Annotated in this window: 24 protein-coding genes; 1 reads left to right on the top strand and 23 read right to left on the bottom strand. The window is 44.9% G+C overall.

Annotated features, from left to right (window positions below):
• Positions 1-163 precede the first annotated feature (163 nt).
• The 18 genes from MHI51_RS01925 to MHI51_RS01840 all read right to left on the bottom strand — a co-directional run bounded on the left by MHI51_RS01925 (position 164) and on the right by MHI51_RS01840 (position 17,079).
• Positions 164-1,264 carry a toxic anion resistance protein gene (locus MHI51_RS01925; RefSeq protein ID WP_036687432.1) on the bottom strand — a complete coding sequence of 367 codons (1,101 nt, stop codon included), beginning with the start codon at positions 1,262-1,264 and terminating at the stop codon, positions 164-166.
• A gap of 11 nt (positions 1,265-1,275) precedes the next feature.
• Positions 1,276-1,983 carry a hypothetical protein gene (locus MHI51_RS01920; protein WP_405174033.1) on the bottom strand — a complete coding sequence of 236 codons (708 nt, stop codon included), beginning with the start codon at positions 1,981-1,983 and terminating at the stop codon, positions 1,276-1,278.
• 34 nt (positions 1,984-2,017) lie between these two features.
• The gene (locus tag MHI51_RS01915) at positions 2,018-3,073 is read right to left on the bottom strand and encodes an ATP-grasp domain-containing protein (protein ID WP_076185601.1); all 1,056 of its coding nucleotides are present in this window, start codon (positions 3,071-3,073) and stop codon (positions 2,018-2,020) included.
• The gene (locus tag MHI51_RS01910; RefSeq protein WP_036687429.1) at positions 3,070-3,903 is read right to left on the bottom strand and encodes an HAD family hydrolase; all 834 of its coding nucleotides are present in this window, start codon (positions 3,901-3,903) and stop codon (positions 3,070-3,072) included. The genes MHI51_RS01915 and MHI51_RS01910 overlap by 4 nt, the downstream gene beginning before the upstream one ends.
• Positions 3,900-5,051: a cysteine protease StiP family protein gene (locus MHI51_RS01905; protein ID WP_076101184.1), complete on the bottom strand. Its 1,152-nt coding sequence runs from the start codon at positions 5,049-5,051 to the stop codon at positions 3,900-3,902. The genes MHI51_RS01910 and MHI51_RS01905 overlap by 4 nt, the downstream gene beginning before the upstream one ends.
• Positions 5,032-6,474 carry a phosphoribosyltransferase family protein gene (locus tag MHI51_RS01900; protein ID WP_081386325.1) on the bottom strand — a complete coding sequence of 481 codons (1,443 nt, stop codon included), beginning with the start codon at positions 6,472-6,474 and terminating at the stop codon, positions 5,032-5,034. Before MHI51_RS01900 ends, MHI51_RS01905 begins: the two co-directional genes overlap by 20 nt.
• On the bottom strand, positions 6,419-7,627 hold the full coding sequence (locus MHI51_RS01895) for an HpcH/HpaI aldolase/citrate lyase family protein (RefSeq protein WP_232061116.1): 1,209 nt from the start codon (positions 7,625-7,627) through the stop codon (positions 6,419-6,421). Before MHI51_RS01895 ends, MHI51_RS01900 begins: the two co-directional genes overlap by 56 nt.
• Positions 7,628-7,852: 225 nt before the next feature.
• Positions 7,853-8,593, bottom strand: a complete 741-nt coding sequence (locus tag MHI51_RS01890) for a TerC family protein (RefSeq protein ID WP_036687425.1) — start codon at positions 8,591-8,593, stop codon at positions 7,853-7,855.
• Between the two features lie 27 nt (positions 8,594-8,620).
• Positions 8,621-9,901, bottom strand: coding sequence for a TerD family protein (locus MHI51_RS01885; RefSeq protein ID WP_405173525.1), 1,281 nt, complete (start codon positions 9,899-9,901; stop codon positions 8,621-8,623).
• 133 nt (positions 9,902-10,034) lie between these two features.
• Positions 10,035-10,616, bottom strand: coding sequence for a TerD family protein (locus MHI51_RS01880; protein WP_076275963.1), 582 nt, complete (start codon positions 10,614-10,616; stop codon positions 10,035-10,037).
• Between the two features lie 57 nt (positions 10,617-10,673).
• A complete protein-coding gene (locus tag MHI51_RS01875; RefSeq protein ID WP_076134803.1) occupies positions 10,674-11,249 on the bottom strand; it encodes a TerD family protein in 576 nt (191 codons plus the stop codon).
• A 29-nt stretch (positions 11,250-11,278) separates the two neighbouring features.
• On the bottom strand, positions 11,279-11,875 hold the full coding sequence (locus MHI51_RS01870) for a TerD family protein (RefSeq protein ID WP_076134802.1): 597 nt from the start codon (positions 11,873-11,875) through the stop codon (positions 11,279-11,281).
• A 123-nt stretch (positions 11,876-11,998) separates the two neighbouring features.
• On the bottom strand, positions 11,999-12,445 hold the full coding sequence (locus MHI51_RS01865; protein WP_076134801.1) for a tellurite resistance TerB family protein: 447 nt from the start codon (positions 12,443-12,445) through the stop codon (positions 11,999-12,001).
• A 156-nt stretch (positions 12,446-12,601) separates the two neighbouring features.
• A complete protein-coding gene (locus tag MHI51_RS01860) occupies positions 12,602-13,324 on the bottom strand; it encodes an amino acid ABC transporter ATP-binding protein (protein WP_076276053.1) in 723 nt (240 codons plus the stop codon).
• A gap of 10 nt (positions 13,325-13,334) precedes the next feature.
• Entirely contained in the window at positions 13,335-13,985 is a 651-nt protein-coding gene (locus MHI51_RS01855; protein ID WP_076124698.1) for an amino acid ABC transporter permease, read from the bottom strand.
• A 93-nt stretch (positions 13,986-14,078) separates the two neighbouring features.
• Positions 14,079-14,894: a transporter substrate-binding domain-containing protein gene (locus tag MHI51_RS01850; RefSeq protein WP_076275962.1), complete on the bottom strand. Its 816-nt coding sequence runs from the start codon at positions 14,892-14,894 to the stop codon at positions 14,079-14,081.
• 227 nt (positions 14,895-15,121) lie between these two features.
• Positions 15,122-15,997 carry an N-carbamoylputrescine amidase gene (aguB, locus tag MHI51_RS01845; protein WP_076107380.1) on the bottom strand — a complete coding sequence of 292 codons (876 nt, stop codon included), beginning with the start codon at positions 15,995-15,997 and terminating at the stop codon, positions 15,122-15,124.
• A 53-nt stretch (positions 15,998-16,050) separates the two neighbouring features.
• Complete coding sequence (locus tag MHI51_RS01840) at positions 16,051-17,079, bottom strand: agmatine deiminase family protein (protein ID WP_076302297.1); 1,029 nt, start codon at positions 17,077-17,079, stop codon at positions 16,051-16,053.
• A gap of 300 nt (positions 17,080-17,379) precedes the next feature.
• Between MHI51_RS01840 and MHI51_RS01835 the strand changes: the two genes are divergently transcribed.
• Positions 17,380-17,679 carry a hypothetical protein gene (locus MHI51_RS01835; protein WP_341000961.1) on the top strand — a complete coding sequence of 100 codons (300 nt, stop codon included), beginning with the start codon at positions 17,380-17,382 and terminating at the stop codon, positions 17,677-17,679.
• Between the two features lie 13 nt (positions 17,680-17,692).
• Here the strand turns inward: MHI51_RS01835 and yfcE are convergent, their stop codons facing one another.
• The 5 genes from yfcE to MHI51_RS01810 all read right to left on the bottom strand — a co-directional run bounded on the left by yfcE (position 17,693) and on the right by MHI51_RS01810 (position 25,289).
• The gene (gene yfcE / locus MHI51_RS01830) at positions 17,693-18,241 is read right to left on the bottom strand and encodes a phosphodiesterase (protein WP_340398162.1); all 549 of its coding nucleotides are present in this window, start codon (positions 18,239-18,241) and stop codon (positions 17,693-17,695) included.
• Between the two features lie 125 nt (positions 18,242-18,366).
• Positions 18,367-19,851, bottom strand: a complete 1,485-nt coding sequence (locus MHI51_RS01825; protein ID WP_076275959.1) for a glutamate synthase subunit beta — start codon at positions 19,849-19,851, stop codon at positions 18,367-18,369.
• A gap of 250 nt (positions 19,852-20,101) precedes the next feature.
• Positions 20,102-22,057 (bottom strand): type I pullulanase, encoded by a 1,956-nt coding sequence (gene pulA, locus MHI51_RS01820; protein ID WP_076220532.1) that lies wholly within the window; start codon positions 22,055-22,057, stop codon positions 20,102-20,104.
• Positions 22,058-22,164: 107 nt separating this feature from the next.
• The gene (locus MHI51_RS01815; RefSeq protein ID WP_076275957.1) at positions 22,165-22,788 is read right to left on the bottom strand and encodes a C39 family peptidase; all 624 of its coding nucleotides are present in this window, start codon (positions 22,786-22,788) and stop codon (positions 22,165-22,167) included.
• Positions 22,785-25,289 (bottom strand): PAS domain-containing hybrid sensor histidine kinase/response regulator, encoded by a 2,505-nt coding sequence (locus MHI51_RS01810; RefSeq protein ID WP_076275956.1) that lies wholly within the window; start codon positions 25,287-25,289, stop codon positions 22,785-22,787. The genes MHI51_RS01815 and MHI51_RS01810 overlap by 4 nt, the downstream gene beginning before the upstream one ends.
• Positions 25,290-25,475 lie beyond the last annotated feature (186 nt).

Here is a 25,475-nt window from a genome sequence, read left to right as displayed (position 1 = left end):
GGCTTTATGTTTGGCTACAGCAAACTTCATTTGATTAGATCACGTTTACGCCTATGCAGTAGTTGAAGCAAGCTACTTCATATCCAAAAAAAGCAGAGCAGCGAACCCCCAGAAATGAAGGCTCACTGCTCTGCTATATTTTTACGGACTTTTTTAAAAATAATTAGTTCAAGAAGCTGCTCAGTTGGCTCTCTGCTTCACCTTGTTTCAGCGCCTCAGGCTTGTCCGCTTCATTGAGTCCTAGACGATTGCCCAGTTGGGTATTGATCGTCGTCATTTTGGATGTATAATCCTGGCAGCTTTCGATAATACGACGGTTTGACTGTTCCGAAGTATCCAATGCGCTAAGCAGATCGCCGATCGCTTGATTCACGGCTTCCATAGACATGGAAGGTTTGGATAGAAGCTCGGTCGTTTTTTCTGTAGTCGTACGCAGCAAGCGTGCATTTTCTTTAAACTGATCTTCAATCGTCTTATTTGTTGCTTCTACAGCGTTGATAACATTCTCCTGATCGGCCAGCGACATCGCAATCATTGCCGACACTGTAATCAGATTAGAAGTTTTATCAATCGCATTATTTACGGAATCGATCAGTTTATCATTATTGTCATTGATGATATCTGTAGCAGCAATCGCTTGATTGTAAAGCAGAATCATCTCTGTCATGGACTGAATACGAACCATCACTTTACGCAGACCACGCTCCAGATAAGCTTTACGGAACTCATTCTCAGGCTTCGCAATCTCCACCTCGAACAGCTCTTTTAGCTTATTGCCGAAGGCAATTTTGGTTTGAAGGTTATAGATCTCCTCCATAGAGGTACGTTTCAGCTGGCGCATATTTACAATACTCTCTTCGAGGGTATCTCTGCCGTCGCGTAGACCAGTAACAATCGCATCAATATTTGTGCGGACAGACTGATATTTGTACACATAGTTCTTCATCGGACTCTTCCGCAGCATTTTGCCGAAAAAGCTAACATTCTTACTCTGTTGCAGATTTTCACACTCATTCCGCAGCTTCATAATCATGTTAGGCACTTCAACACGCTTGCCGGACATCAGGTCATTTACCGGACGATCCAGCAGCTTGAGCGTTTGGCCTGCTTTTTCCTGCGTCTTCACCCCAAGCTTCCCGATATCATCCATTAAAGAATCCAACGTGACTGTATCTGTCTGGGATACCTTCTCGATCAATTGTGCGGCTTCTTCGACTACCTTTTGTTCATCTTCTTTTTTTAATTGGATCAACTGCGTGGACATGGGTTTCCCTCCTATAATTCGGAACTGCTATACCGCTGATGAATCAGTTCCGCCTTCGTCTGAAGTTCCATCAGGTCTTTATGTTCGATCGTCGAAGCAATATCCGATATTTTGGAATCAACATCTCTTAGACCGTTCAGCAGCGTTCTCCGATTCTTCGTCTTCGCTTCACCACTTAGGCGCAAAAATGGGTTAATCACACCATTTAAATCCTTCAGAATCAATCTGCGGACCGTATGATTAATATCGCCATTATTGAGCTCCTGCAGCAGCGGAATTACACGTTGAAGTCTCGCAAAAAGCGCCAGTGATTTCTCGACAATTTCATTGTCCAGTGTATCCTTCTGCCCCTCGGAGATAATCATATCTTCCAGAATGCTAAGGTACTCAACTACTGGAGCAAATTCCGTTCCAATCTTCGTTGGTTCGGCCTCAGTTCTACCACTATTGCCCGGATTACCTGGTGCAGCATTATTTGCCGCACTAGGTAATTGCGGAGCATTTGCAGAGGGAGCTGGAGCAACAGGCACCGTCTCTGGACCTGCTGGCAGCACCTCAGCCGGAAGGTTGGTTCTTGGACTTCTCGTTGCAAGAACCCCTACCGCTGCACCCGCTACAGGCAACAGCAAGGAGAGTAACTCAGGCAAAAAAGAACTCGTTAATACAGCGACAACATAGCCAATACCGGCATACAGCAATATTTTCGATTTAAATTTAATTTTTCTCACCTCTTGTGAGCGAGATTGCGAACGCTCAATTCACGGGATCCGGAATTACGGATTCGCCGTTTATTTTCATAATTAGCGGCTGCTCTACATGGCTGGCAAGCACATTATCGCCGAACTCCGCAGGCTGGACCTCTCCGCCGAGTGCACTTTTGACAGCCAGGTATGGAAAGTTAATTCCAGACAGACAAGAAATATGAAGACCTCCAGACATCCGGGGGTTAATCTCCAGCAGTTTAGGAATTCCACCACTATACTTCATTTGAATATTGAAATTGAAAGGTATTTTATATACCTCTGCTACCCGGGAAGCGATCTCCTCCAGCTCCGGAATATGCTCCATCAGCCGCAGACGACCGCCAGCTTTACGACGGGGTACAGCCGCTAACAGCCTGCCATTCTCATCTGACAAGCAATCTATACTGTATTCATAACCTTCCAGCAATTCCATCACCATAAGTTCAGGGAATGTAGGTTCACTTCCCAGAATACGATAGGCCTCATCGAAGGATATCAGCGGAGTTACATGACCAAACAGCTCCTGTAAAGGACTACGTGTGTTATCAATGATACGGAAGCCAAGGCCTCCCTCTGTCTCCGTGGGTTTAAAGCATACGTGGTGTCCTTTGGCTACAAGATCATGATAAGCCTCTTTGAACTGCTCTGCTGTACTCACCACATGATAATCAGGAATTGTCATAATCCCTGTTTCCTTAACACTTTCGTAGAACTTCCCCTTATCCATGATGGTCTCCAATAAGTCCAAATCTCTACAGACCAGAACCTTGGTGCCAATCGCATCAAACATAGCAGCATGCAAAGCTATATCCAGCATATGTAACCGTGGAATGAAGATATCGATCTCATTGCGGCGACAGAAATCCACGCAGAATTGAACATATTCTATTCCAGTCAGTGCTGGTTCAGTCCCAGCAACATCAGCACCTTGAAGGGACATATGGTGAATATCAGGATGCGTGGCGAAGATTTGTACAGGAACGCCATCCTCATTATTGCGGATGAGATTCATATAATGGTAAGCGACGGAAAACCAGCGATTGAAATAAATGTTTACCTTTTTCATAGTGGCCCAACTCCCAATACGGTTAAGTTATTATAGATCATGTTTACATACTGTAGAATTTCATCACCAGCAAAAACACCCGCTTGCTTCGTAAAGGGATACCTTGATTTTACAAGACCACTCTGCTGCTCTGCAAATATTTCTCCATGACAAGGAGCAATCGCATAGTCCGCACTTTCTAGTAAACTCTTATCCAACAAGGAATCTCCCGATGCTACCATCGGTTCTGAACGAACCGTCCGGCGCACATGAACAATCGCATCACTTTTATTCACAGCGGCAGGAACGACATATAGCTTGCGTCCTTGTAAGGATACCCGCCAGCCCAAATCGTATAATCGCTCTGCCAGATTCGTGATCTCATCCATAGGTAATAAATCACGCACTACTACAAAAGTATAAAATAAATCATCACAATACCGCTCACTAATGATCCATTCCTCGTGCACTACAGACCTAACGTGCATTCTAACTTCTTCTGCCGCAGCCGATTCGTTTTGAACAAGCCTGCCCACCGAAGCTCTCCAGCTCTTATCTACTTCGCCACCAATCAGAATATTCCCGCCATTACTAGTAATCGCGTAGTCTGGAATAATCGTGTCTTGAAACAGATTAATACGCTTATACTGCGCTATGGTACGTGTTGTAACGGGCATAAAGATAATACGGGAAGTAAGCTCCATCAGATCAGCTAATGCTTTTTGGGAAATGTATGAAACCGTCTTGCCATCCACAACCTCCGCAGGAACCAGGCCCGGAGTATTCTCCGGGACACCGATTGCATTTAGGGAATAGATTAACGTTCGGTCCAAATCACTGGCATAGATCATTCCGTCTCACCTCTCAGCGGCTTAATAATCCCGCAACAGGAGTAGGTGAGTCCAGGGAATACCTCTACTGGAACCCCTCTATCCTCTGCTAAGAGAATAATATGACGAAGATTTGGATTATCCATAGTATCGACAAGAATCTTCCACGGTACTCTGCGCAGCAGCACTCGGGTAGTTTCTCCGACTCCGGGCTTGACCAAATTGATGTTATCTATGCCGAACACTTCTTGAATACTCTGAATATCACGCAGGCCCTGCCATGTAATTTCTGGCGGGGATTGCTGCATCTGTTCAGCAATCGCTTGCGCTTCTTCCGCAACGGAGGAGAAATACGGGCAGATCGCCGCAATGAATACATTAGATACATCCGTATCGAGCCATTCCTTGTAGAATTTAGCCCCATGGAATTCTTCCGGACCGATTAAATCATCGCGCAGCACTGTCCGGCTCATCAATCCTGACACCGTAGAATTGAGGCATGCACTAGGAATAAGATAATCCTCTCTAGTCCCGAACGTGCCTGAACAGTTCCCGGGATCAGCCAATACGGCCAGGTCATCATTTAGCCGAATGCCATATTTCTCATATAGGCTGTTGCACGCCTCAATCAATACCTGGCGAATAGCCCCTTTCCCCGTCCATCCGTCGACAAACTGCAAATCAGCGTCAAGCCCATGCTTTTGCAGAATATAGAGGATTGCGTTCTCATCAATCCCCTTGCCCCGAATGATAGAGATACTATAATGCGGCAGATCAGCATCATATCGCTCTTGGATATAACGCTTAATCAGTACACCAATTGGTGTTCCCGCTCTTGCCAAAGAGACTAACACCGTATCAAGTCCCCGTTGAGCGACAATCATCTCAGAGACTACCGCTACTGCTAGAGCAACCTTCTCCGCAGATTGCTCCAGCGTCTCGTGAAATAACTCAATATACTGCTCAGTAGGCTGATATTCCACGGGCAGCATCTCAGAGTAGTGTACGCCTGATTGAATGGCGGCCTCTCTTTCGTCAGTCGCCCGCTCCAGTGAAACATCGCTCAGATCCTTAAGCAAAAATATAACATCTGACGGAGAATAGCTGCCTAGCGGAACCGGTTCGGCTATACTTCTGTTTAGAATTTCTTCAGTTACTGTTCCCTTCATAGGTAGGGCCTCCACTTCTTCTTTCCGAGGTCAGTACAATAAGATGCACTTTATGGCGGGCCAGTTTCTTCAGTATATCAAGCATAGGTTTCATACGCTCATGCGGTACATCACGCTCAATCAGCACAAATATATCATCGTATTGACCAGGAGCTATATTATAAATAAAGTTTGTGATTTCCGGGTCACCAGCTGAAGGATACGCAGCAGCACTATGTACCCCATAATCCGGCCGACGCTCAGGGTGGATCGGACTTCTAGTGGAAGACTGGTAAGCAATCCCTTCCCCCATTTCCGCCGCCACTCTCATCGGAAGATACATAAATTCTCCTACACCCATTACCAAGGCTTTCGGTCCTCTACGCAATTGCCGCAGCTGCTCAGCTATTCGTTTCACACCCTGATCAAGCTCCAGATTATCCTGTGACTCCATTCCGAACCGTCCACTATATTTCATATACGGCGCTGTGTTGATCTCACCATAGGAATCGATAGAGGATACCTCCAGTCGTTCCATTCCATCTTGAGCATAAGTAGTTACAACCTCACACTCAAAAATGGCCTCTCTATCCAGCTGCTCAGTATCCTTATTAAACACCGGTGAACCTATCACTTCAATATTCCCTTGCAGCAGACATAACGACTTAATGCGAATCCCCAGCTCCTGCTCAAGCTCACTATAGTGTTGAAGATTGCTGCCGCTTCTCCAATCCAGAAGAGAGACTACCACATATTCCTCCCGCGGGAATTTTGACTGAATATCTCGAATCGTATTGATCGCGGTTTTCCCGGTCGTAATCTCGTCATCTACCAATATAATGGGCTCTGTCCCAGATAAGAGTTCGGTATCCAAGGCATAACATAGATGATCAACTGCATGGGAATGCTCTTCTACAAAACTTACAACAGACTCCAAATCAGGAATATGCTCACGCGTAGTATGAATATAGGATGCCTGCTCAGCAAAGATGTTGTACACACTGTGACCCAGTGCAGTTGCCGTTTCTGCGAATCCAATAAAAACCACAGGCTTGGGCAAAACCAGCCGGGCCGCTAGTAAATGCTGATAGGCTTCCTTAGCAAATTCAGGATGAATCAGCCCATGAACCGCCATATCCAATAACTTTGTCATACGATCACTATCCACGGAATCGCCGTTCATCTCCTGATATAACAGCAGCGCCAACGCTGCTCCGCTTAGAAGTGAAGTATACGGATCGACGGGGATATGCTTGCCAAGCACCTTACTGACAAACAGAAAAGTTCGTTTTTTATTAATTCGCGCCGCCATAGAAAATAAAGAATCCAGAGGCATATGAAAGGGGTTAAAGGTTTCGGTTACATTCACTTGCAGGTTCTCGACTATGTTATACGTGCGTAAATTCGTTTTCGGGTAATAATCCGACAAAATGCTGTTGTTCATGTAACACCCCGTATATTTGAGATCGTAGTAAAATTCGTCTTGCCCAATTCAGATGGGGCTTAATTTCGTTCATTTTATTAAAATATTGACTCTTAAACACGCCCAGACTGCCATCATTACTTTCTACAATGCTTAAAGCGTCGACGTATTCCTCATGCATCACTGTATACATCGCCTGAACAGGTCTGAGATGAGAAGGATGGATAATCGTCTTACCCACAATTCCATTCTCTTTATCCAAAATAACCTCACGAATTAGCCCGTCCACACTGCTCGAGATATAGCTATTCCGCATATCACGGCCGTTTTTGCCGTAAGTATCCTCAAATGGCGTCTGCCGCAGCTGCGGCCGGAGAACTCGATGACCTTTATTCGCAAAATACTCCCAGACAGGTCCTGAGATCACATATCCCTCTTCAACCCGCCCAAACACATTGATAATGTCCGAGATACAGTCACGGATAGGAGTAAGATCATAAATACTAACATCAGGACTGCGACGCAGTCCGAACAGGCTGGAGAAATCCGTTGCCCCAATTCTGACGTTTAGGACAAGCTCACGGTAATTACGGAGTAAATCACGGATAGATAGCAGACTGTCCACTCGACTTTCCCGATAAATAATAGGTGCAGTTTCCAAGATTGGCATCCCGTAAAGCACAGGATCATTATAACCACGCGTATTGTTGTACTCAGCTAACGTTTCAAAATATTGAATTCCATTGTCCACAGAGAACTTAGGAAATACAAACCCTGTTAACATCGTTACCAAGGATCCCAAGCGGAAAATCATTTGCCGGAGTTGGTCCGGGTTACGTACTCGTATAAAAAGAAGCGGGAGGCTGTTCGATGAATCCAGCTCATTTTCTGCGTAAGCAGCTAGGTAAATAAGATGCTGGATAATAGATTCCTCTGCATTGTCAACCTGGTCATCTCCGATTGCGTCCTCCAGATCTATAATAACCGTCACTAGACCTGCATTCTTGAGCTTAATGATGTCTTCTGCAACACTTGCACGGGTAGCCGGCATATAGAGGGCAGCGCCGACAGCGTAGGCTAACAGTTCCTTGTTCGTGGTATGATCAAATGAGATAGGCGGAGTGTAAAACAAAGAGATTTCTTGTTCTTTCGTCAGGTAATCGAAGTATCTCAAATCGGTTCCCCCTTATAGTTTTGCGAAGCCAAGCAAAACAAGCGTAGACCTCTCCTCATAGAGAGTGTCAGAACCGGCAATACTCTCCCTTGGGGATGGCATCTTGGCTCTCTCAAATATAAGTGAAGGCCTACGCTATAACATATACGATTACCTGAAAGAAGCAGGCGTTTCTATTCTTGCATGATCGGCTCCGACTTCTCTATGGTGCAATTACTTTTTTAATCATGCACTTTTATGGGCATCTTTTTTCTTACGTCTAGCACTATAGAGGATCGTACCCACGAATACCGCTATAAGGATTGTAAAGAATACGACATGCGGCAATTCAAAACCAAAAGCACCCGCTAGCATCTTACCCGCAATAATGGCGATAAGCAGGAACGCTGCCTGTTCCAATTCAGGGAATTTATCAATAAGCTTCAAGAATACCTGCGCCACTCCGCGCATCATCAGAACCCCTAAGATACCACCCATAAAGAGAACCCAAACCTGATCGCTAAGTCCAAATGCTGCAATAACACTGTCAATACTGAAAGCAATATCCATTAATTCAACAAGGAGAACCGTCTTCCAAAAAGAAGTGCCTTTATTCTCCGTATGCTCTTCGCCACTACCTTTAAATAAACCTTTATATGCGATATAAAAGAGATACAGTGCACCAAGAACCTTAACCAAAGTAAACTTAATAAGAAATGTCCCTAGTCCAATGGCCAGGAATCTGAACAAATAAGCCCCTAAGATACCGTAGAAAAGCGCCTTTTTCTGCTGCTCCTTAGGTAGATGCTTAACCATAACGGCAAGCACAAGCGCATTATCTGCAGAGAGCAAACCTTCTAGTAGAATTAAGCTCCCGATAATCCCCCAGCTCACAGGATCAGAGAGTGTACCTACTACATCACTCCATGAGAAAAAATGCCCGTAATTCTCACTAATATTTCTAAAAAAATCTGCGAACCAATCCATTACACTTTGCGCCTCCGGTAAAATCGATTATTTGCTGCCCGCAACCCAGCGCAGCCCCCAGCCATAGGCTTCATCCATCTCACGATGACCACTGTAATATTGCACCAGCCGTTCAACACTAAATGTTTCATTGCTTACATTCCGGAATAACGCAATGGCACACATCCCTTTTCGGTTGTTATGCTCGTCCAAATTTACAATGATATCAGGTCCTCCGCCTTGTTTGATGGTGACAACCCCATCGGCCTCCGACCAGTTGGTTACCCCTTTATAAATAAAGGAAAACACTAGAATGCGTTCAATCTCGGAAATTTTGATACCATTTATACGCAAATTCTCACCAGTAGTTACGGAGCCTGTCCGATCATCCCCATCAAGCATGACATAAGGAGGTTGATTCAATGAGCCAAAGGCATTGCCCAACGCTTGTACCACTCCTTTACTGCCATTCTTCAGTTCATACAGACAAGCAAGATCTAGATCTACGCCATTTTTACGACTAAAGAGTCCGCCCTGTTTCTGGTTCCAGTTGAGATTAATCAACACTTCCCCTAGATCACCACTGGCTGATTTTTTTAAATTAATGGAATCGCCTTTTTTCTTCAGCTCGATTTTCTTCAAGTTGAGATTCATTGGCGAAGGCGGAGGTGTGGGTGGAGAGCTTTCTTCACGTTTCACTGGCTGCGCAGGCGGCGTTGCGAAGATTTGTGGTGGAATCTGCGGCTTAACCTCCGGCTGTGGAGCAGCAGGAGCAGGCTCCTCATTCGCTTCAATACCGAAGTTACTGCATATCTCTTTCAAACCTCCGGCAAACCCCGCTGCAATGGCACTGAACTTCCATTCACTGTTATATCTATATAATTCCCCTACCACAATGGCCGTTTCCACGGAGAAAAGATTCTCGAGATCACATCGGAGCAGTTCCGCACCTGTCACTTGATTGAGAATCCGAAAATAGGCCTGACTAACTTGCCCAAAACTTTGACCCCTTTTCTCCCCATCATAAATGGTAAGCGTAAAGGCAATCTTCATCACATCGGAAGGAATCTTATCCAATTGAACTTCGAATTGCTTGCGGTCATTGAATCCTGGCACATCCTTATACCTAATATACGATGTGGCTGGATTATTATAAAATATTAAATCCTCGTCTTTACTTACTTTACCCTCTGATCCAAGCAGGAAAGCAGAGCTATCAATCTCCAGAGCAGCCTGAGCATTCCAGCCGATCTCTACGATTATAGAATGAAGTCCAGCATTGCCTTTGGTCAGATCAGCTTTTTGCCCTTTGACTACGTTAACACTCATTCTTACGCCACCTTTATAAATGGAGTAAACCAACTAATAATTTTGTAAAAAAGAACCCCACAAAGTGGAGTCTGTACTGCTCTAAATATTTATAAAAAGGGCAGGATCGGTAATGACCCCGCCCACTTGGATGTTATTGCGCGTCCAGTCCATAGTTTCTGCATAAAGCGCTTAGACCGCCGGCAAAGCCACTTCCAATCGCCTGGAACTTCCAATCCGCACCATTGCGGTAGAACTCACAGAATACAACAGCTGTTTCAGTTGAAAAGTCTTCACCTAAATCGAAGCGAAGCACTTCACGATCATTAGAAGCATCTACTACACGTACAAAAGCATTGGAAACCTGTCCAAAGTTTTGTGCCCGAGTTTCATAATCATAGATCGTTACCGTTATTCCGATGCGCTGAATATGAGCAGGGATTTTGCTGAAATCAACAACAATCTGCTCGTCATCTCCATCACCCTCACCCGTACGGTTATCACCTGTATGAGTCAGGGAGCCATTTCCACCCGATGGATTATTGTAGAATACAAAATCATCAGAGCCCTTGGCCTTGCCATCTTCATGCAGTAGAAAGGCTGAAGCATCAAGGTCAAAATCTTGGCCGCCGCTATACTTATTAGTATCCCAGCCCAATCCTACCACTACCTTCGTCAAACCCGGATTAGTCTTGGTAAGATCAATCCGTTGCCCTTTAGAGAGACTGATCGTCACTGACAAAACCTTCTTTCATTTATGAATTCAATTCAACTTTAGCATGCAGAACGAAATTTATTGCAGGCCGTAGTCGCGAGTCAAACCGCTCAAGCCGTCTTTGTAGCCACTGCCGATAGCATTGAACTTCCATTCTGCACCGTTACGATACAATTCGCCTACAACAACACCAGTTTCAATAGAGAAATCCTCACCGAGGTCGAAACGAATCAATTCTTCATTGTTCAGATCGTTTACGATACGTACGTAGGAACGGGAGACTTGTCCAAAGTTTTGGCTTCTTGCTTCAGCATCATAAATTGTGATAGTAAAAGCTACTTTGTCCACATCAGCAGGGATGTTCTGAAGATCCACTTGAACCTGCTCATCATCACCATCGCCTTCACCTGTACGGTTATCTCCGGTATGAACAACAGAAGCATTCTCATTTTGCTTGTTATTGAAGAAAATGAAGTTGGTTTCTTTATCAACTTTACCACTAGCATTGGTCAAAAAGACGGATACGTCCAAATCGAAATCTTTTCCGCCGTCGTATTTATTAGTGTCCCAGCCAAGACCTACAGTGATTTTGGATAGACCTGGGTTGCCTTTTGTTAAATCGATCTTTTGACCTTTGGATAAATTAATTGCCATGATTACATACCTCTTTTCTTATATTTGGATTATACGTAGCGTTCTGCAAGTTGATTGATATGAGCGGCGTGGCTGCCTTCACCAATTGCAGCGAACTTCCATTCTCCACCTTGGCGGTAAAGCTCTCCACAAATAAGTGCCGTAAAACCTGTGTAGTTGTCTGACAAGTTGAATTTAATCAACTCACTATTCCCGGCAGCATTTATTACCCGAATATACGCTGATTTGATCATTCCAAAATCCTGTTTGCGATTCACCGCATCGTAAATGTTAACGACAACCAGAACCTTATGAACATCGGCAGGAATAGCTTTCAAATTAACCATGATTTGCTCGTCATCTCCGTCGCCTTCACCCGTCAGATTATCTCCGGAATGAATGACCGAGTTGCAAGGACTTTGCTTGTTGTGGAAGCAGATCAGGTTACCCTTCTTAGTTAGCTTGCCATCCTCATTCAGCAGCAAAGCTGAAGCATCACAATCAATGTTAGCCTGCTTTTTGACACCGAAAAATCCCTTTTTAGCCTCTACCGGATCCCAGCCTAAGCCAACTATTACATTGGACAAGCCCGCATTACCTTTAGTCAGATCAATCTTTTGACCTTTTACCAGATTAATTCCAGCCAAATCAACGTACCTCCGTTTCCGATAAAACTATTATCTGTTAGTCTAGCTTTTAGGTGTTATATCAGTGATACGATAAAGAATAAATTACGTTTCAACGAACTTTTATCTATGACTTCACCTAATTTATAAACTGAATTCGCTAGGGTTTAATCCTAAGACACCACAAATATTCCGCACAACTGCTTTTTCATAATCATCAAAATCACCATCAGCTGATCCAATTGCCGAGCATACGCCCACGATCAGACGGCCCGCTTCTGGTTTGCTGCTAAACTTAGCGATCGCTTTCAAAGCCTCTTGTTTCCCTATTTCCGGAGAGAACTCGAAGTTACTAACATAATGGTTGAATTGAGCAATGACATCTCTCATGTCAAATACCTTCAATTCATTACTTAGATTTATATAGCCGACCATTTTATTCTTCTCTGCATCTTCTATTTTACCGTCAGCCGCAGCAACCAAAGCGCAGCCTGCAACTATCGCGTTCATGAAGTCTTTATTTTTGAATTTTTTCACTTGATCTGTTAGTCCGTTTTTGGTTGTGTTTAACCAGTTTTTAAATGTGCTCATCGTATTTCTCCCTCTATCACTGCAAGATTATGATAACAAAAGATATCCCCAGAGCCTCCTCTCCACGTTCCGACAGATTTTGCATATAAATCCCTGAATTAACCGTTACTCTTCTAATATACCTGATAAAATAACAAGATTCTACTTTCCACTAAATTACAGCACCTTTGATAGAAAGGATCGTGTCCGTTCTTGCTTAGGATTTCCGAACAGCTGCTCCGGACTTCCTTCTTCCACAATCTCACCTTGTTCCATGAACAGCACCCGATCCCCCACCTCACGCGCAAAGCCCATTTCATGTGTCACCACGACCATCGTCATCCCCTCACGGGCCAGTTCCTTCATCACCGCCAGCACTTCCCCCACCATCTCCGGGTCAAGCGCTGAGGTTGGTTCGTCAAAGAGCATAATTTGGGGCTCCATAGCCAGCGCCCTTGCAATCGCTACCCGCTGAGCCTGCCCCCCAGACAATGAGGCTGGATACATCTCTGCTTTTTCACTTAGACCTACTTTTTGCAGCAGCTCAAGCGCTTTTTGCCGCGCTTTATCCGGAGACCATTTACGCACCTGAACCGGCGCCAGCATAATGTTTTCTATAACCTTCATATGAGGAAATAGATTAAACTGCTGAAACACCATCCCAAGCTCTGTACGGATATCGTTAATCTTCGTACTCGCCGCCATCAAAGAAGTGCCTTCAATTACAATCTCGCCCCCCTGCGGCTGCTCCAGTAAATTAAGGCAACGCAAAAAGGTGGATTTACCCGATCCGGACGGCCCAATAACCACCACTACCTCCTGACTGAAAATATCGATACTTATGTCGGCCAGCACCGTATTTGTTCCAAATGATTTATGTAAGTTCCGTACTGAAATCATAGGCTCCATCCTATTTCAGCCTCCGTTCAACGTAATTCAGCAGCTTGCTAAGAGAATAGGTAAGAATGAAATAAATAAGTGCCGCTGTCAAATAAGGCTCCCATATCCGCAAATATTGCCCTTTCATCGTGTTGGTCCAATACATTATTTCCGGTGCAGCCACCAAAGCCAGAAGAGAGGAGTCTTTCACAAGCACAATAAACTCGTTACCAAAAGCCGGAACCATCCGTTTGATCGCTTGCGGTAAAATAATAAATCTCATCGCTTGCCGACTAGTCATCCCCAGTGAAATAGCCGCTTCCCGTTGCCCACGATCAACCGACTGAATGCCTGCCCGAAAAATTTCAGCCGAATAAGCAGCCGAATTAAGCGACAGAGCAACAAACGCAGTAATTAGAGCATTGGTTTTGCCGTAAAGCGGGGGAATCACTCCAAAGTGAACAATCAGAATCTGCACATACAATGGTGTTCCTCGAAAAAAATTGATATATGAATGAAAAGGCCAGCGCAAATACCATTTTGGGGCCATTTTGCCAAATCCGATCCCCAGTCCCAAAATAGAGCCAAATAAAATAGAAACTACAGAAATACCGATAGTCAGCAGTGTCCCTTTTAAAAGGACGGGCAAATAATGAATAATAATGTCCATTCTAAAATCCATAGGACTCTCCCCTTCTCTTCTTTATGTCATCTCTCTTTAAAAAAATAAGCATGCGCAATAGCTATCATTACGCATGCTTATTAGGTTTTTTCCTTATTTTGCGTTCAATAAGCTATCCAGGTTAGGTTCTTCGCCGAACCAAGTTTTGTAGATTTCCGCGTACTTTCCGTTTTCCAATACCTTCTTAATAGCCGGATCCAGTTTCGCTTTTAACTCACTGCCCTTAGGGTAAAGAATGCCGTAATATTCCGCTCCGAAGTTCTCTGTGTCTACAATCCCCACCAGTTTCTGCTTAGGATTGTTTTTCATGTACTCACGTACAATGGCAATATCCGCTACAACCGCATCGGCTCCGCCGCCATTCAGTTCCATCAATGCCACCGCATTGCTGTCAAAACGTTTCAAGTTAGGGTTGTCGACACCCATTATTCCGCTCATCAGGTCATCTGCAGTTGTGGCCCCTTGTATTGCAACTACTTTATCTTTAAGATCAAGTGCGTTTTTGATGTCGCTGCCTTCTTTAACCATAATCATATTGGTAGATTCGAAATAAGGGATGGAATAGTCATAGGTTTCTTTACGTTCATCCGTAATCGATACTGAAGATAGCCCTGCTTGATACTCCGTTCCCTGCTTCACACTTTGCAGCATCGTTTCCCAGCCTGTGTTCGTTACGTCATAGTCTATTCCCGCTTCTTCCATAACTGCCTTAATGAAATCGATGTCGAATCCTTTGATTTTATCCGTGTCCATATACTCCATAGGAGCGTAGCTGGCATCACTGGCAAACTTAATTTTCTCCGCTGAGGATTCATTACCAGCTTTACTGTTATTTGCTCCACAACCTACCAATGCAACCACCACAAATGATATAAAAACTGACATTAAAACACGACTTTTTATTTTCATATCCCCATTCCCCCTATTTTCGAAAATAACTTAAAGAGATTTTAACAGATTAAAGGATTCATGACAATTAACTTTTCTAAATTATGTAAGGTTTTATAACACAATATTATTATTTTATACGTTTTATGCGTACATCACTCTCAAAAAAATTCATCAAACACAAAAAGGCACTGCCAGAGATTGTATTCTCTCTAGCAATGCCTTTAGCATATTTAACTTTAAACCTATTAAAGTGTGATATCTCCATCATAAGAACCGATCAATTTATACAGATCCGGCCGGCGGTCACGGAAGATTCCCCACTCGATCCGGCCAACTTCCAAAGCATCCAGATCGAATTCGCTTACCAGCACGGTTTGCTCATCACGTCCAGCCTCAACGATTTTATTGCCCTGAGGACCTGCAATGAACGATGAGCCGTAGAAATTAATGCTCGAATCCTCATCAATTTCCTCACCAATACGGTTGGAAGCCACGACTGGAATAAGATTCGCAGCCGCATGTCCAAGCATACAGGTCTGCCAATGATCCTTGGAATCGATCGATCCATCCTGCGGTTCAGACCCAATAGCCGTTGGATAGAACAGAATTTCTGCTCCCATCAGGCTCATTACTCTAGCCGCTTCTGGATACCATTGATCCCAGCAGATGCCTACACCAATCTTGGCATAACGAGTGTTCCATACCTTAAAGCCAGTATCTCCCGGATTAAAGTAGAACTTCTCTTCATAACCTGGGCCATCTGGAATATGACTCTTGCGGTATTTGCCCAGCACCGTTCCATCAGCATCAATTACAGCAAGTGAGTTGTAACGCGCGTAATTCTTTTTCTCATAAAAACTAATCGGCAGTACCACTTGCAGCTCCTTGGCTACTGCTTTGAAATGATTAATCGCCTTGTTATGCTCAAGCTCTGTTGCGTATGCGTAATAATCAGCTTTCTCTTTTTGACAGAAATACGGAGTCTCAAACAGCTCCTGGAGCAAAATAATTTGCGCACCCTGTGCTGCCGCTTCTCTGACCAATGTCTCGGCTTTGCTGATATTCTCCTCAATATTGCTGGAACAACTCATTTGTGTCGCAGCTACTTTTACATTTCTCAAGTATCTGTCCTCCTTGTATATAAATGTCCCTTTGGACGTCTAGTTTCCTTCAATTATAGCTGTGCAGGCATTTGCTGCGTAGTGCAGTGGACATTTCCGCCTTCGGTGATAACGGCCATTCCGTTAACTGTACGAATCTTGCGATCCGGGAACAAACCAGCCAGCACTTTCTCAGCAAGTGTATCCGTTTCTGTCGCGGTGCCGCCAAACACAGGCAAGATAATTCCGCCGTTCACGAAATAAAAGTTCAAATAACTGAGCGTCAGACGACTGCCGTCATGATCGACCCGTGGTGGCTGCTGAATCTTGATAATCTCCAACTTACGCCCTTTGGCATCTGTAGTGTTCTCCAGAATACGCAGATTCTCTTGCGTAATCTCATAGTTCTCATCCTGCGGGTCCTCACAGACCTGGATAATAACTTTGCCTGGTGCAGCAAAACAAGCAATATTATCGACATGACCATCGGTTTCATCGCCACTAAGGCCACGTCTCAGCCAGATAATAGCTTCTGTACCTGTATAGTTCCGCACGTACTCTTCGATCTCTTCGCGCTTCAGCTCCGGGTTGCGGTTTAGGTTAAGCAGACACTCTTCTGTAGTAAGCAAAGTGCCTTCTCCATCCGTATGAATCGAGCCACCCTCCATCACAAGCGGTGCATCAAAACGGGTGATCTGCGCATGCTCCAGAATCTGCGGAGCCACTTTGTCATCCAAATCCCAAGGTGAATATTTACCGCCCCAAGCATTAAACTTCCAGTTCACACCTGCCATTTGTCCTTCTTTATTAACAATAAAGGTAGGTCCGTTATCACGCAGCCAAGCATCGCTATGCGCAATAGGCAGCAGCGTTACATTCGGTCCGCCGACCAAATGTTCTACCCGCTCCACATCCTCCGGGTTCACAATAACCGTGATCGGTTCAAACTCGGCGATGGCTGTGATAATGTCAGCATAACCTTGGCACACTGACTCGTGGTTATCCGGGAAACACATAGATTCCTGCACCGGCCAGGAGATAAAAGTACGTTCATGCTTGCCCCATTCCGGTGGCATTGTATAGTTCAAATCTTTAGGATTCATGTGTTAACTACCTTTACTAATATATTTGGAGCCAGTCCTACCCTTAAAACTCCTTCCTCATCATACAATAATATGTTCTAGTGCTCAATTCCCTGGGACATTAATAATGTTGGAAGGAATTTTTTTGTGCGCAGCCCCCATTTTACAGTTAAAAAATTTAAGTTTTCATCCGTTACAACGAAGCTAAATTTAATTATTTTAATATAAATCAGGATATCATTTAATAATTTTACTTATTTTAGTGATTCTATTTTCATTTCTAATGGATTTTATATAATTAGCTTAAAGGAGTGGGTTGCAATGGATGACATCGATCTTCAAATCTTGGAATTACTGAAAAGCAACGGCCGCATGACCAGTTCCGCATCTGGCGTCCTTCTGTCTCATAGCAGCTCCAATATGCCGTTTCTAGTTAGCGGCGTCTTTCTGGGTTCCGCATTATGGTGGATAGGTTTGACAGGGAGCACCGCTTTGTTCAGAAACAACATAATGTCAGGACGTTCGAAACAGCTCATGTTCAACAAACTGTCCGGATTGGTAATGTTGTCTTTCGGCGTTGTCTCCCTTATTCAATCTCTCAATCTTCAGGAGTTCCTTTAAACGATATCTCTCACTATACGGTAATCTTTTTTACCACATTGCCTTCAAAATCCTTAACGATAAATTCCCCGCCCTCTAGAATAGCATAGGAATTCGGATTATTCTCTTTAGGCAGCGATATGGAGCCGGGATTCAGCACATACACTCCCTCTTTTACATCGGCAACTGGTATATGGGTATGTCCCTGAATAAAAATATCCTTCTCGGAAAGCGCCGGCAAATGCTCAATGCTAAAGCCATGACCATGTGTAGCGTAAATCCGTCTGCCTTCGTGCAAAAGCATAACATAATCGCCCATCATCGGGAATTCCAGCAGCATTTGGTCTACCTCGGCGTCACAGTTTCCACGTACTGCGGTTATCGGCTTGTTTTTGTTATATGCATTAAGCTTATTAGCAACCTCTTGTGGGTTATAGTCCTTCGGCAGCGGATTTCTTGGACCATGATATAAAAAGTCTCCTAGAATAATAAGACTGTCCGGCTGCTCTTCTTCCACCTTTTCCAAAGCCCGTTCCAGCCAAAATAAAGATCCGTGAATGTCGGAAATAAACATTAACTTCATCATGTATTCTCCTTTTCAACTTAACTTAATTAAATATGCGCTTAGACAATAATCTTAACCTTGAACATACCACAACGCAAAGCGGACGTTCCCAAAGGAACGCCCTGTTTGCTATATCTTAACACTCACGGTAAATTCGAGGATCCCATCAAAAAGCGGTCTACTTCGCGCGCAGTCTGACGCCCTTCGTCAATAGCCCAGACTACAAGGCTTTGCCCGCGCCGCATATCGCCTGCTGTGAACACACCTTCTACATTGGTTACTTGTGCTCCGAACTCTGCTTTGGCGTTCCCCCGCTCATCGCGTTCCACCCCAAGCTCGCCCAGTATAGTTTCTTCGGGTCCTGTGAATCCCAAAGCCAGTAATACCAGCTGCGCTTGCAGGGTCTCCTCACTGCCCGGCACTTCGACCGGTACCCTTCGTCCCTGTTCATTATGAGTCCATTCAATGCGCACTGTACGCAGCTCCTGCACTTGCCCACCCTCATCGCCGACAAACCGTTTCGTCGAAACCAGATAACGGCGCGGATCTTCTTGATACAGTGAAGCGGCCTCCTGCTGACCATAGTCCACTTTAAGCACCTTTGGCCATTCCGGCCAAGGATTGTTAGACTGACGTGTCAGCGGCGCCTGTGGCATAATCTCAAGCTGAGTCACACTGCGGCAGCCGTGACGGATCGAAGTGGCTACACAGTCTGTTCCAGTATCCCCACCGCCGATTACAACTACATCCTTACCTGCTGCTGATAAAAATTCCCCATCGGCAAGCCCTGAATCCAGTAGGCTCTTTGTATTCAGCGTTAAAAACTCCATAGCTTGATGAATCCCACGCAAATCGCGTCCTTCTATCGGCAGATCACGTGCCTGTGTAGATCCACCACACAGTACTACAGCGTCATGCTCTGCCTTGAGCTGTGATGCCGGGAGATCTCGGCCGATCTCTGTTCGAGTTACGAAGGTAATGCCCTCAGCTGCAAGCAGATCCACCCGGCGCTGTACAGTCTTTTTATCCAGCTTCATGTTGGGAATACCATAGGTAAGCAGACCGCCAATCCGGTCCGCCCGTTCATACACAGTCACCGTATGTCCTGCCTTATTAAGCTGTGCCGCACAGGCAAGCCCCGCCGGACCTGAACCCACTACAGCTACCTTTTTACCCGTGCGATGAAGCGGCGGCTCAGGCACAATCCAGCCTTCTGCAAAACCTCTATCTACAATCGACTTCTCAATAGATTTAATGGTGACAGGTTTGCCATTCATCCCTACCGTACAAGAGCCTTCGCAAGGAGCGGGACAGACACGGCCTGTAAATTCAGGAAAGTTGTTAGTCTTATGCAGACGTTTCAGCGCTATCTCCCAATTTCCACGATAGACCATATCGTTCCATTCAGGAATCAAGTTGTGCAAAGGGCAGCCGGAAGCCATACCAGACAACAGGCGTCCTACATGACAAAATGGCGTACCGCAATCCATACAACGCGCCCCTTGCTCGCGCAGCTTTTCTTCATCCATAGGTATCGAGAATTCATTCCAATTCTTAATTCGCTCCAATGCCTCACACTCGGAGGGTGTCTGTCGTTCAAACTCTAAAAATCCGGTTGCTTTCCCCATCTCTTTCATCCTCTCTACCAAAGAAAAGTACTCTCTGTCACTTTCTGCTGTTATGCCACTCTAAAGCGCCAAAGTAAATGCCTTAATATTAGCACCCTAGATCTTTAACGAAAATGAGTAATGTCACCTTTTTATGTAAAATAAGAGCATCCATTCAAAAGAAAGTTCCACACAAAAAAGCACGCGGAGTACTGTACTCATTGAGCACAATACTCTGCATGCTTTTAAAGAATTCTCTGTAAAAAAACATCTAGTTCACCGTCAGTACTACCATTCCAATCCCGCTTACAGTTAGCTTATTACCCGTCAGATTCTGCGCAAGATCGGCTCCAAAAACTGTTTTCCATGCACCAAGCTGTGGCAGAACCAAAGCCGTCTGTTCTACATTAGCATTAAAAAGCACATAGATATGCTTCGCCGCATCGCCTCCAGCATGGCCACGCAATGTATACGCTACCGAACTTACCGGTGCTTTTTCAAATACTAGATGATTCCGAATGTCATCTGCCGTTCGCATACGGAAAGCCGGATGTGCTTTACGCAAGGCAATTAGCTGCTTCAGATAAACCACATCATCTTGATGAGCAGCGCACAGTTCCCAATCCAATTGGTTGATCTTCACCGAGGATTTATAGCTGTTCTCTACCCCGTTTTTCGTGCGCATAAATTCCTGACCCGCATGGACAAAGGGGATTCCCTGACTCATGAACACTATCGCAGAAGCTAACCTATGCATAGATTGGCGCTGTTTGTCCGTCTGCCCTTGTGTGGACAGTAATATTTTATCCCATAACGTATGATTATCATGACATTCCACATAATTGACGGTTTGCTGAGGCTCCACGGCAAATTGCCCAATGCCTGGGGCATAAGCAATGCCTCCCGCGACCCCTGCCTTTATCGCAAGCTCCAGTCCCATCATTCCGCTGATGAAGCCCGGTTGATCATGCAGAAAAATATTCCCTTTAATGGCATCCCGGAAATCATCATTAAAATGTCCGATTCCCGGCAGAAGTGCAGCATTCTTCTGATGAGCGAGCCGCTCCATCGGCAACTCTGTCCCCATCATCCAACCTTCACCAATCGTCATGATGGACGGGTCAATCCCATCCAGACGACGCCGGATTTCATCCATCGTGTTGAGGTCAATCAAGCCCATCAGGTCAAAACGAAAACCATCGATATGGTATTCTTTGGCCCAATAAACTACGGATTCCACGATGAAGCTGGACATCATCAAGCGTTCTGAAGCCACGTCATTCCCGCAGCCAGAGCCATCCGACAGGCTTCCGTCTTGCTTGTAACGCAAATAATAGCCGGGAACCAGCTTGGTGAAATTCACGCGATAGCCATCGTACACATGGTTGTAAACCACATCCATAATGACGCGGAGACCGCGATCATGAAGTGCTTGAATCATTGTTTTTAGTTCCCGGATACGCAGTCCAGGCACATATGGATCTGTAGCATAGGAGCCTTCTGGCACATTATAATTCTTCGGATCATAACCCCAGTTATAATGCGGTTCATCCAGCCTCGTCTCATCTACACTCTCTGTAGAATAATCATAGACAGGCAATAGCTGCACATGGGTTACACCGAGGTTCGCGATATGATCGAGTCCAGTGAGAATACCCTCCGGTCCGCGGGTTCCTTCTTCCGCCAAAGCAAGATATTGTCCTTTATGGGTCATACCGCTTGCTGGATGAATGGATAAGTCACGCAAATGAAGCTCATAAATGATGGCATCCACAGGATCATCCAAGGGTGGCTTATCTTCCGTCCACCGTTCCGGATCTGTTTTGCGTAAATCTAAAATAGCTCCCCTATCACCGTTCACTCCTACAGCACGTGCATAAGGATCAACCGCCTCATTCCACTGTTCTCCAAGACGTACTCGGTAGGTATAGAACTTGCCATCTAAATCACCGTCAACTGTAATTCTCCACGTTCCCCGGACATCACGGACCATAGAATACTTACACTCTGCTGCTCCCTGCCATGAATTATAGAGTACCAGCTCCGCTTCTTGAGCGGTGGGCGCCCATAAACAAAAAGCTGAACTCCCCGGTGAGTACGTTAGGCCAAGATCGTCCCCATCATAGCTGAATAACTGATCAAACTCCTGAGCAAACACGGAAATCCCTCTAGTAGCCGCAGGATCCCCATAATAAATGGGTTCCTTCATTTCCCTTTGTACGGACAAAGCACCTATCCCCTTTTCCAGTTATTAACTGGATTATAGTATGATCGTCTAAGTAGTGCAAACGTTTGGACTCGAATTTTTCAAGCTATTTTGTCAGGACAATCCCTCTACCTCGATGCATCTGCAATATCTAGCCCGACCATCGTAATAATGTCTTTATTCGCAAAATACGGAATACGCCGTTCTTTCCCTAGAGTGACTCTACCGTCCTTGTACCGCACACCATTATCGTGGACAATCAGGGTAGCACGCTCTCCGTCCTCAAATCCCTCATATCCTATACCTAGTACCCAATGGTAATCGTAAGTAAACTCACCTCTCCACCGCAGACGAAACCACTTATCAAATTTAACAGCCACAGGCCGGCCGGCATCAATTTCTGTTTTATATACTTCAAAATCATTAAACGTAGTAATATGTAACTTTTGCTGATCCTTAGGTAAAGTCACTGAATGGATATAGTTCTTCAGTCCTTTGGTAAAACGGCGCACACTCATCCCCCAAGGTCTTCCACCGTGATGGCTGTATATGTAATTAATATGAGCGGCTTTGGAAGGAAAATGACCTTTGCCCCGAATAAAGTCCGCTCCTAAATGGGTGTTCCAATACTCCGCTAACGCTGCCATCGTAGCTGGGCCACATGCAGAGGACGGGGATTCGACCCCAACCTCCCACTGTGTATATGGCTCCGCAGGCAGTTTCTTGCTAATCCGAGGCTGTCCATGCTTCATTCGGATAGATCCCCTCTTAAAGGGCTAGACTTAGGAGCACAATGTGGAGTTGCCTCCGGAAGTAGAATTACATTTGCACCGGCATCCAATTCTCCTTCTGCAGCTGCTGCCCCTTCCATTGTTGTCTCCCGTTCTTCTATCTGCACTGTATCTTCCACATTTATCTCAGATTTACTACTATCAGGATTAATCTGCAGCGTGAAATAGAAATTAGAGCCCTCTCCTTCACTGCTCTCTACTGCGATAGCTCCGCCCATCAGCTCAACGAGCTTTTTACAAATCGCCAGCCCCAATCCGGTCCCGCCATATTTGCGATTAAACGAGGAATGCAGCTGATAAAAGGACTGAAACAGCCGATGCTGCTTCTCTAGAGGAATGCCAATCCCCGTATCCCTAACATTAAATTTCAAAGTTAATTTCTTTTGATCTGCGGACAGCTTCTGCTCTACGTAAATACTGATACTGCCCCGATCTGTAAACTTGATTGCATTGCTGACCAGATTGACCAATATCTGACGCAACCGCCCGGCATCGCCCATAATCAGTGGCGGGACTCCAGGTGCCATACTGCATGATAACTGAATATTTTTCTCCAAAGCCTTAGCTGTAAATAGATCGATTACGCTGTCCAATACGGCTTGAAGCTGCACGGGCTCATTTACAATCATCATTTTTCCGGCTTCAATTTTGCTGTAATCCAGTATTTCATTCAAAATAGATAGGAGCGAGCTGCTGCTCTCCTTAATAATGTCAGTATATCCAAGCTGTTCTTCATCAAGCTCCGTCTCCGCCAGGAGATCCGTCATCCCTACAATTCCGTTCATCGGCGTACGGATTTCATGGCTCATAATAGCTAAGAACTCAGACTTAGCCTGGTCTGCTTTTTCTGCGGATTCCTTCGCCCGAATGATTTCCTTCTCATCCGTGATGTCCCGAAACACTACAACAACACCCTTCGGCTCCCCTTTATCAAACAGAGGGGTTACCTGGTACTCCGCAAGAAAGCTAGAACCGTCCTTACGCCACAAGACCGCATCTTTACTCTGATAAGATACACCTGACTTAATAGCCTTCATCAGTGGGGATTCCTGCGGCCGATAATGGCTCCCATCAAGCGCTATTTGCTGAATATGATCCAAATAAGGATGGCCCATAATTTCATCATGTTCATAGTCCAGCATTTGCAAACCTGCAGGGTTAATGAACGTCACCTTCTCCTCCATATCGAGTCCAAAGATGCCTTCTGAAACCGCATTTAAAATAAGGGTATACTCATTGCTAAGCTTCTCAATTTGTTCTGTATAACGGATGCGCTCTGTAATATCACGGGAAATCCCATACACACCCACTACTTGGTCATCTACAATGATCGGAATATTGGTAGTATTAATTTCTACAAAGTGTCCGTCTTTATGAATAAGCGTTAGATCATAGCTTTGAGGATAACCCTGGGCGGCTAAGTTAAAATGATACAACGTCTTCTCTATGTCCTTCTCATGCACAATGGGGCCAAAGTACATTCCGATCAGTTCCTCCAGCGAATACCCGGTCAACTTCTCCAAATTCGCATTGGCAGTCAAATAGTCTCCATGCAAATTCATAGAGTACACAGCAGATGGATTGTATTCAAACAATGATTTATACCGTTGCTCGCTCTCCTTAAGCTTGAACTCGAACTGCTTGCGCTCCGTAATTTCCCGCCCAATCGCTATAATCTCCATGACATTTCCCTCATCATCATAGGTATAACGACTGCTCGACTCGAACCAGACATAGGTGCCATTCTTATGGCGGTAGCGGTAAGCTACAGCCGGAATAACGCCAGAGCTGCGGCTCTGCTCCATTAAACCTTGCATCATAACTAGATCATCGGGGTGAAGATAATTATAGGCGCTTGTCCCAACCATCTCTTCAGGTTCATAACCAAGCAGGGTACGGCTAGCCGAAGAACAATATAAGAAAACACTGTCTTTGACCGCATGACGCGAGATTAAATCCAGCGAATTCTCAGACATCAATCTATAATTGCGTTCACTTTGGCGAATTTGTTCTTCCATTTGCTGCTGCTGATCCCGATGATCCACCGTTTCCTGAGCTGCGATCTTTAGTTCCGTAATATCCTCGGCGTATACTATAATATACGAAGGGGCTTGTCCTTCTTCTGCTCCTAATCCAGAGAACATGAGAGACAGGCAAACGGGTTGACCTTCTTTGTTTAAAAAACAATGTTCCTTCTTCCAGCTGCCCGCTGGCGATTTCTGAAGCTCGTCCATTACTAATCTATAGGAGAGCTCTTTTGAATGTGCCTCTCTATTTTCCGATTCTGTAAAAAGAGCCCCGGCAAGAAACTCGGCCTCCGTAAAGCCAAGTAGATTGCAAAAAGCCGGATTGACTTTTATCCAGTTGAAATCGCCGTTATTCGAAAACAGTACGGCCATTCCTTCTGGAGACCTCATAAATGCATGATCCAGAATTGCGTTAAATTCTACCGAGCTGCCCATTTAAGCCAGACCTCCTTTGTTGCTAGTGCTAAAGCTCTCATACCTTCTTATGTCAGTATACGATAAGAGAACTGGGGAAAGAAATGTCTAGCGCATTATTTTAAATTGGAAATATTTAAATTTAAATTATTGACACAAGCAAATAAACAACTTATATTTAAGAATAAATATATCGTTCGTGACCTA

Origin of the sequence: Paenibacillus sp. FSL H8-0260 (genome assembly GCF_045040625.1) — a bacterium.
Taxonomy (GTDB): Bacteria; Bacillota; Bacilli; order Paenibacillales; family Paenibacillaceae; genus Paenibacillus_AQ; species Paenibacillus_AQ odorifer.
This window is presented reverse-complemented; position numbering and strand designations above follow the sequence as displayed.

Coding starts and splice junctions, on each gene's coding strand:
- MHI51_RS01905 (WP_076101184.1), bottom strand. CDS start 5,051: ATGAAGGGAACAGTAACTGAAGAAATTCTAAACAGAAGTATAGCCGAA.
- MHI51_RS01910 (WP_036687429.1), bottom strand. CDS start 3,903: ATGATCTATGCCAGTGATTTGGACCGAACGTTAATCTATTCCCTAAAT.
- MHI51_RS01915 (WP_076185601.1), bottom strand. CDS start 3,073: ATGAAAAAGGTAAACATTTATTTCAATCGCTGGTTTTCCGTCGCTTAC.
- MHI51_RS01890 (WP_036687425.1), bottom strand. CDS start 8,593: ATGGATTGGTTCGCAGATTTTTTTAGAAATATTAGTGAGAATTACGGG.
- MHI51_RS01855 (WP_076124698.1), bottom strand. CDS start 13,985: ATGGATTTTAGAATGGACATTATTATTCATTATTTGCCCGTCCTTTTA.
- yfcE (WP_340398162.1), bottom strand. CDS start 18,241: ATGAAGTTAATGTTTATTTCCGACATTCACGGATCTTTATTTTGGCTG.
- MHI51_RS01825 (WP_076275959.1), bottom strand. CDS start 19,851: ATGGGGAAAGCAACCGGATTTTTAGAGTTTGAACGACAGACACCCTCC.
- MHI51_RS01925 (WP_036687432.1), bottom strand. CDS start 1,264: ATGTCCACGCAGTTGATCCAATTAAAAAAAGAAGATGAACAAAAGGTA.
- MHI51_RS01860 (WP_076276053.1), bottom strand. CDS start 13,324: ATGATTTCAGTACGGAACTTACATAAATCATTTGGAACAAATACGGTG.
- MHI51_RS01810 (WP_076275956.1), bottom strand. CDS start 25,289: ATGGGCAGCTCGGTAGAATTTAACGCAATTCTGGATCATGCATTTATG.
- MHI51_RS01850 (WP_076275962.1), bottom strand. CDS start 14,894: ATGAAAATAAAAAGTCGTGTTTTAATGTCAGTTTTTATATCATTTGTG.
- MHI51_RS01835 (WP_341000961.1), top strand. CDS start 17,380: ATGGATGACATCGATCTTCAAATCTTGGAATTACTGAAAAGCAACGGC.
- MHI51_RS01815 (WP_076275957.1), bottom strand. CDS start 22,788: ATGAAGCATGGACAGCCTCGGATTAGCAAGAAACTGCCTGCGGAGCCA.
- MHI51_RS01865 (WP_076134801.1), bottom strand. CDS start 12,445: ATGAGCACATTTAAAAACTGGTTAAACACAACCAAAAACGGACTAACA.
- MHI51_RS01885 (WP_405173525.1), bottom strand. CDS start 9,901: ATGAGTGTTAACGTAGTCAAAGGGCAAAAAGCTGATCTGACCAAAGGC.
- MHI51_RS01875 (WP_076134803.1), bottom strand. CDS start 11,249: ATGGCAATTAATTTATCCAAAGGTCAAAAGATCGATTTAACAAAAGGC.
- MHI51_RS01840 (WP_076302297.1), bottom strand. CDS start 17,079: ATGAATCCTAAAGATTTGAACTATACAATGCCACCGGAATGGGGCAAG.
- MHI51_RS01900 (WP_081386325.1), bottom strand. CDS start 6,474: ATGAACAACAGCATTTTGTCGGATTATTACCCGAAAACGAATTTACGC.